Origin of the sequence: Mycobacterium sp. SP-6446, assembly GCF_001954045.1 — a bacterium.
Taxonomy (GTDB): Bacteria; Actinomycetota; Actinomycetes; order Mycobacteriales; family Mycobacteriaceae; genus Mycobacterium.
In genome coordinates this window covers 1-5,442 of sequence record NZ_MBEM01000076.1, presented here as the reverse complement: position 1 = coordinate 5,442, position 5,442 = coordinate 1, and the positions used below count along the sequence as shown (strand labels likewise).

Genomic DNA, 5,442 nt, shown 5'->3' with positions numbered 1-5,442 from the left:
ATGCAGGCCAACATCGATACCGCGATGTACTACTTCGGCCTAGTGCAGGAGCGGCGCGAAAACCCGCAAGACGACATGATCAGCAGGCTTATTGCCGCCGAGATTCCCGGCGATGACGGTCAGCTGCGCAAGCTCGACGATATCGAGATCACCGGCTTCGCCACCCTTTTGGGCGGAGCGGGCGCCGAGACCGTGACCAAGCTGCTCGGCAACGCGGCTGTGCTCTTCGCGCGTCACCCGGACCAGTGGCAGAAGCTCCTCGATGACCGCGACAAAATCCCGGGGGCGGTCGAGGAGTTGTTGCGCTACGAAGGCCCGGTCCAATACAACGTCCGCTACACCCTGAAAGAGGCACACGTCAGTGCAGGTGTGATTCCTGCGGGCAAACCGGTATTCCTTTGCGGCGCTGCGGCGAACCGCGATCCGGACGCATTCACCAACGCCGAAACCTTCGACATCGAGCGCGACCACACCGAGGCACAGCACGTCGGCCTCGGATACGGGATTCACAGCTGCCTCGGTGCGGCGTTGGCCCGCCTGGAAAGCAGAATCGCGCTGGAGCGGCTGCTCGACTTCATGCCCCGCTACGAAGTGAACTGGGACGGCCTGCAGCGCGTACACATGCAGAACGTCGCGGGGTGGCAGAACGTACCCGTCAAGGTACTGCGGTAAGGAGGACCGCAATGACGAAGAAGATCGAAGTCGACTGGGGGCTGTGTGAAAGCAACGGCGTCTGCATGGGCATCAATCCCGAGGTCTTTCACCTCGGCGACGACGACATGCTGACCGTGTTGCAGGAGGAAGTCACCCCGGAGATCGAGTCGGACGTGCGCGAGGCCGTCCGTCAATGCCCCCGCCAGGCTATCTCCGTCGTCGAGGGCTAGCTGGGGCGTGTCCCGAGCAAGTGGGCTAGGGCATCGTCGAGTGTGAACCTGCTGCGAAATTTTTGCCGATTTTTCGCAATGGCTTCACGCTCGGTGAAAGCTGCCAGCGATTAGCCACCGAACCCGGCAAGGATGACCGCATTGCAGTCGGCGGCCGCCTGGCGCAGTTTCGCCGCGTTTTGGTAGGCCTCCGATTCGTACCAGGCGCGGGCCGCATCGACCGATTCGAACTCCAGAACGACGGTTTGGTCGCCATGCCAGGTGCCCTCGACGACTTCGGGTGCGGTGTCCACGGCGAGGATGTTGACACCGCCCATCGCCGCCCCCGCCGCTTTGCCGTAGGCCTTCATGCCTTCCGGGTCCTTGATGGCCTCGGTGAGGATGACATAACCCTTGGGCCCCTTGGCCATTGAATCTCCCTATCCGCGTGCGTGACTAAATCTTGCTGATCGCCTGTTCCGGGCAGCACTCGATGGCCTCTTCCGTGGCCCCCTCGAATTCCGTTGGGACCTCGGACGCTATCGCCTCCGCGTAGCCATCGTCGGTCAGGCTGAACACTTCCGGACACAGCGTCGTGCAAACGCCGTGACCGCGGCAGCGCTGGTCGTCCACTGTGACTTTCATGCCGGCGTGAACTCCAGGTGCAGTTCCGTGAGGCCGCGCAGGATGTACGTCGGAACATATTGATAGCGGCGGTCATTCGCAGGACCATGAAAGCGCTCGTCGATCCTGATGTCCGAAGTCCGGTCGAGCAATCGCTCGATCGCCACCCGTGTTTCGGCTCGCGCCAGCGGTGCGCCCGGGCAGCTGTGGATCCCGCGTCCGAACGAGATGTGCTGGCGAGCATTCTTGCGGCCGGGATCGAATGTGGTCGGGTCTTCGAAGCGGCGCGGGTCCCGGTTGGCGGCCGCCTGCACCACCATCACCGTGGTGCCCGCGGGCAGGTCGACCCCACCCACATTGACCGGTACCCGGTTCATCCGGAAGTCGCCCTTGACCGGGCTCTCGATGCGCAGCGCCTCTTCGATGAAGTTGGGAATCATGCTGCGGTCCTTGCGCAACTGCGCCTGGATGTCGGGACGCTCCCCGAGCGTCTGCAGCGCGGCGCCGAGCAGCCGCACGGTGGTCTCCTGGCCCGCCGAGAAAACATTGCTGGCGACGCGGGCCACGTCCTCGACCTCGGGTATCGAGCCGTCGGGGTAGGTGGCGGTCGCCAGGCCGGTCAGCACGTCGTCGCGGGGCGCGCGGCGGCGGTCCCGGACGTAGTCGGAGAAAAGGCCGTAGAGAAATTCCAGCGGGCTGTGTGACAGCGACTCCTTGCCCGTGCCGCCGATGCCGCCACCCGCGTGCTCGGCGATGCCCTTGACGAACTTGTCACGGTCTTCCAGGGGCACACCCAGCAGGTCGGCAATGACGAGCAGCGTGAACGGGCCGGCGAAGCCCTTGATCCATTCGCCGTGGCCGGGTGCCAGGAAATCGTCGAGGGCCTGGTCGGCGAGCGTCCACATCGCGTCCTCGTTCTCTTTGAGGCGCTTCGGGGTGATCAGCCGCATCAGCAGGGAGCGGTGGTTGGTGTGGGTCGGCGGATCCAGCGTCGGCAGCTGGTCGCTGAACGGCAGCTCGTCGCGGTGCTGCTCGATCAACTCGGTCACGTCGTCGCCCTCGAGCGGCACCGGGAACCCGGGAAACGGACCGGTCACCGAGATGCACGAGGAGAAAGTCTCGGCGTCGTTCAGCACGGCACAGGCTTCTTCCCAGCCAGTCACCATCGTGACGCCGTGGTGGGATTCCCGAGTGACCGGGCATTGTTGCCGCAGAGCCTCGTAGTAGGGGTACGGGTCAGCGATGAGCTCCTTGCCGCGGAAGAAGTCCACCTTGGTGAAGTCGTTCACCGTGTTGCTCCGTTCGAATCTCAACAGTGAGAATGAGCCTCTCAGAGATGAGTATTACATTTCCACACGGCGTGGTCGTCGTCAAACGGCGACGGAGCTGCTGTCGGAATACGGATCCGGGCTAGCCGGCGGGCACGAGATCGGCGGCGACCGACGGGCAGGCCAGCAGACCGCTGCGGAAAGTTTCGACGTGATCGATCGAGTCGTGCGGCATCGCGGCGGCGGCGAGCGCGCGCGCCTTGAATATCTGCGCGGCCGTGCTCAACCGGTGTTGCACCAGGCCGACGCTGCCATCGACCTCGGCCGGCCACGTCTCGCCCCACAGGGTGACCTCGGTGACGCCGTGATCCAGGGCCTGCAACACGCCTTGGCGGACCCGCGAGTCGCATCCGAAGAGATCCGCGCCGGCCGCCAGGGCCTGGGGTCGGGGCCGGGTGTCCATCGAGGCCAGCGCGTCTTCGAGATCGAGTATCTGCACACCGAGGATCTGCAGCGGCCGGTCGTCGGGACGGTCGGCGATCAGCACGGTGACGTCCCATCCCGCCATCGCCCGGTCGAAGAGCCACCCGCCGGCGAATCGCACGACGTCGGCGACGTCGCCGGCGACGACGTCGAGCCGGTACCTCAAGTCTTGGTCGGCGGCGCGAAGTCCCGCGCCAGCGACTCCGCGTACTCCTTGAACACCTCGGTCAGCGGTATCGAAGGGTTGAGCAACCATATTGTTTCCATTCCGTGGACGAAGGCGAGAATTTCCACTGCCTTGACGGCGGGGTCTATGTCGGCGCGATACCGGCCGTCGGCCTGACCCAGCCGGATCAGCTCGGCCACAATGTCGATCGCTTCGCGCTGCCTGGCCAGCATGCGGTCGTGCAGCGGGGCGTCGGGAAGGATGTTTTCGACCAGCAGGACGGTGAAAGTGCCCAGCATTTCGGGCGCCCGGTTGAAGCGCTCGGCGACGCGGGCGATCTCGACGAGGAGATCGCCGGCGCGGTCGGCGTGGGTGTCGTCGTCCAGGTCACGCGCGTCGAGCACGGCATGCAGCAGCTGCTCCTTGGATTCGAAGTGATGCAGCAGCCCCGCCGGCGTGACCCCGGCCTCGCCGGCGATCTGGGCCAGCGTCGTGTTGCGCCAGCCATTGCGCGTGAGCAGGCGTTGCGCGACGTCGAGGATCCGCTGCTTGCGGTCCTCGCCTTTGGCGAGAAGCGTGTCGTACCGCCGTGCGACGGGCACCGGACTCCTTGTATCGATCGGTCACCAACCTACTGAACACACAGTAGGTTGGTTTGCCGGCTGTGACAAGGGTCTCAACCGAGACCGATTCTCGACGGGCTTTAGGAGATGAGCTCGACCAAGGTGGCGTTGGCCGTGCCGCCGCCTTCGCACATGGTCTGCAGCCCGAAACGAATGCCGTTATCGCGCATGTGGTGAGCCATGCGGGTCATCAGTACCGCGCCGGATGCGCCCAGCGGGTGGCCCAGCGCGATCGCGCCGCCCAGCGGATTCACCACGCGGGGGTCGGCGCCGGTCTCGGCGATCCACGCCAGCGGCACCGGCGCGAAGGCCTCGTTCACCTCGAACGCGCCAACTTCGGACAGCGCGACGCCGGCCTTTTTCAGCACCTTCTCGGTCGCCGGAATTGGGCCGGTGAGCATCAGCACCGGATCGGCTCCGGTGACCGCGCCGGCGCGGTAGCGGACGAGCGGCGTCAGCCCCAGCGAAACCGCCATCTCCGACGTCGTCACCAACAGTGCCGCCGCGCCGTCGGAGATCTGCGACGAATTGCCCGCGTGGATCACGCCATCGTCGACGAACGCGGGCTTGAGCGCGGCGAGTTTCTCCACGGTGGTCCCCCGCCGCACCCCCTCGTCGGCGACGACGACCGTGCCCTGCTCGCCCTCGGTAAAGACCGGGACGATCTGCTCGGTGAAGGCCCCACTGTCCTGGGCCGCGGCGGCGCGTTCGTGGGATTGCACGGAGTACTCATCGAGCTGGTTGCGGGAGAATCCCCACTTCTTGGCGATCATCTCCGCCGACAGACCCTGATTGAAGGAGAAATCGTCATAGCGGGCAAGGACTTTCGGACCGTATGGCATCCCGGTTGCCCTGGCCGCGCCGAGCGGGACGCGGCTCATCACCTCGACGCCGCCGGCCACTACGACATCCTGCTGGCCCGACATGACGGCCTGCACCGCGAAGTCGAGGGCCTGCTGGCTGGAACCACACGCGCGGTTGACCGTAGTCCCTGGGATGCTCTCGGGCCAGCCGGCCGCCAGCACCGCGTAGCGCCCGATGTTGCTGGACTGATCGCCCACTTGCGAAACACAGCCCCAGATCACGTCATCCACGATGTCCGGGCCGACGCCGGCGCGGTCCAGCAGTTCGTTTAGGACGACCGCGGACAGGTCGGCGGCATGCATGCCGGACAACCCGCCGTTGCGCTTACCGACTGCCGTGCGTACCGCCTCAACGATGACTGTCTCACGCATGTTCACTCCGTTGTTCCTCGTCAGATTTTGACAGCGCCCACCGACCAGTAAACGACGGCTCTCGCCGCTCCGCGAAAGCGGCATAGGCGGCCGCGGCATCCGTCGTCGCGAAATTGACAGCCTGCGCGCGAGCCTCGTTGGCTAGCGAGTCGCGCAGGTTGCTGTCCACGCCCTCGTTCA

Annotated in this window: 8 protein-coding genes and 1 pseudogene; 2 read left to right on the top strand and 7 right to left on the bottom strand. The window is 65.5% G+C overall.

Annotated features, from left to right (window positions below; genetic code table 11):
- Window positions 1–672: cytochrome P450 (locus A5736_RS06125; protein WP_139333159.1), on the top strand; the 672-nt coding region annotated here is incomplete at its 5' end.
- An 11-nt stretch (window positions 673–683) separates the two neighbouring features.
- Window positions 684–884: a ferredoxin gene (locus A5736_RS06120; protein ID WP_076122533.1), complete on the top strand. Its 201-nt coding sequence runs from the start codon at window positions 684–686 to the stop codon at window positions 882–884.
- Window positions 885–994: 110 nt separating this feature from the next.
- Here A5736_RS06120 and A5736_RS06115 read toward each other — a convergent pair whose 3' ends face one another.
- From A5736_RS06115 to A5736_RS26535, 7 genes and pseudogenes are all read right to left on the bottom strand, one after another.
- Complete coding sequence (locus tag A5736_RS06115; RefSeq protein ID WP_076122534.1) at window positions 995–1,294, bottom strand: DUF1330 domain-containing protein; 300 nt, start codon at window positions 1,292–1,294, stop codon at window positions 995–997.
- Window positions 1,295–1,319: 25 nt separating this feature from the next.
- Entirely contained in the window at window positions 1,320–1,508 is a 189-nt protein-coding gene (locus A5736_RS06110; protein WP_076122535.1) for a ferredoxin, read from the bottom strand.
- Window positions 1,505–2,776, bottom strand: a complete 1,272-nt coding sequence (locus A5736_RS06105; protein ID WP_076245111.1) for a cytochrome P450 — start codon at window positions 2,774–2,776, stop codon at window positions 1,505–1,507. Before A5736_RS06105 ends, A5736_RS06110 begins: the two co-directional genes overlap by 4 nt.
- 121 nt (window positions 2,777–2,897) lie before the next feature.
- Complete coding sequence (locus A5736_RS06100; RefSeq protein ID WP_076122537.1) at window positions 2,898–3,404, bottom strand: hypothetical protein; 507 nt, start codon at window positions 3,402–3,404, stop codon at window positions 2,898–2,900.
- Complete coding sequence (locus tag A5736_RS06095) at window positions 3,401–4,006, bottom strand: TetR/AcrR family transcriptional regulator (RefSeq protein WP_076245110.1); 606 nt, start codon at window positions 4,004–4,006, stop codon at window positions 3,401–3,403. The genes A5736_RS06100 and A5736_RS06095 overlap by 4 nt, the downstream gene beginning before the upstream one ends.
- A 101-nt stretch (window positions 4,007–4,107) precedes the next feature.
- Window positions 4,108–5,262, bottom strand: a complete 1,155-nt coding sequence (locus A5736_RS06090; RefSeq protein WP_076122539.1) for a thiolase family protein — start codon at window positions 5,260–5,262, stop codon at window positions 4,108–4,110.
- Window positions 5,255–5,442 (bottom strand): annotated as a pseudogene (locus A5736_RS26535) (enoyl-CoA hydratase); the annotation flags it as partial. The gene A5736_RS06090 and the pseudogene A5736_RS26535, both read right to left, overlap by 8 nt.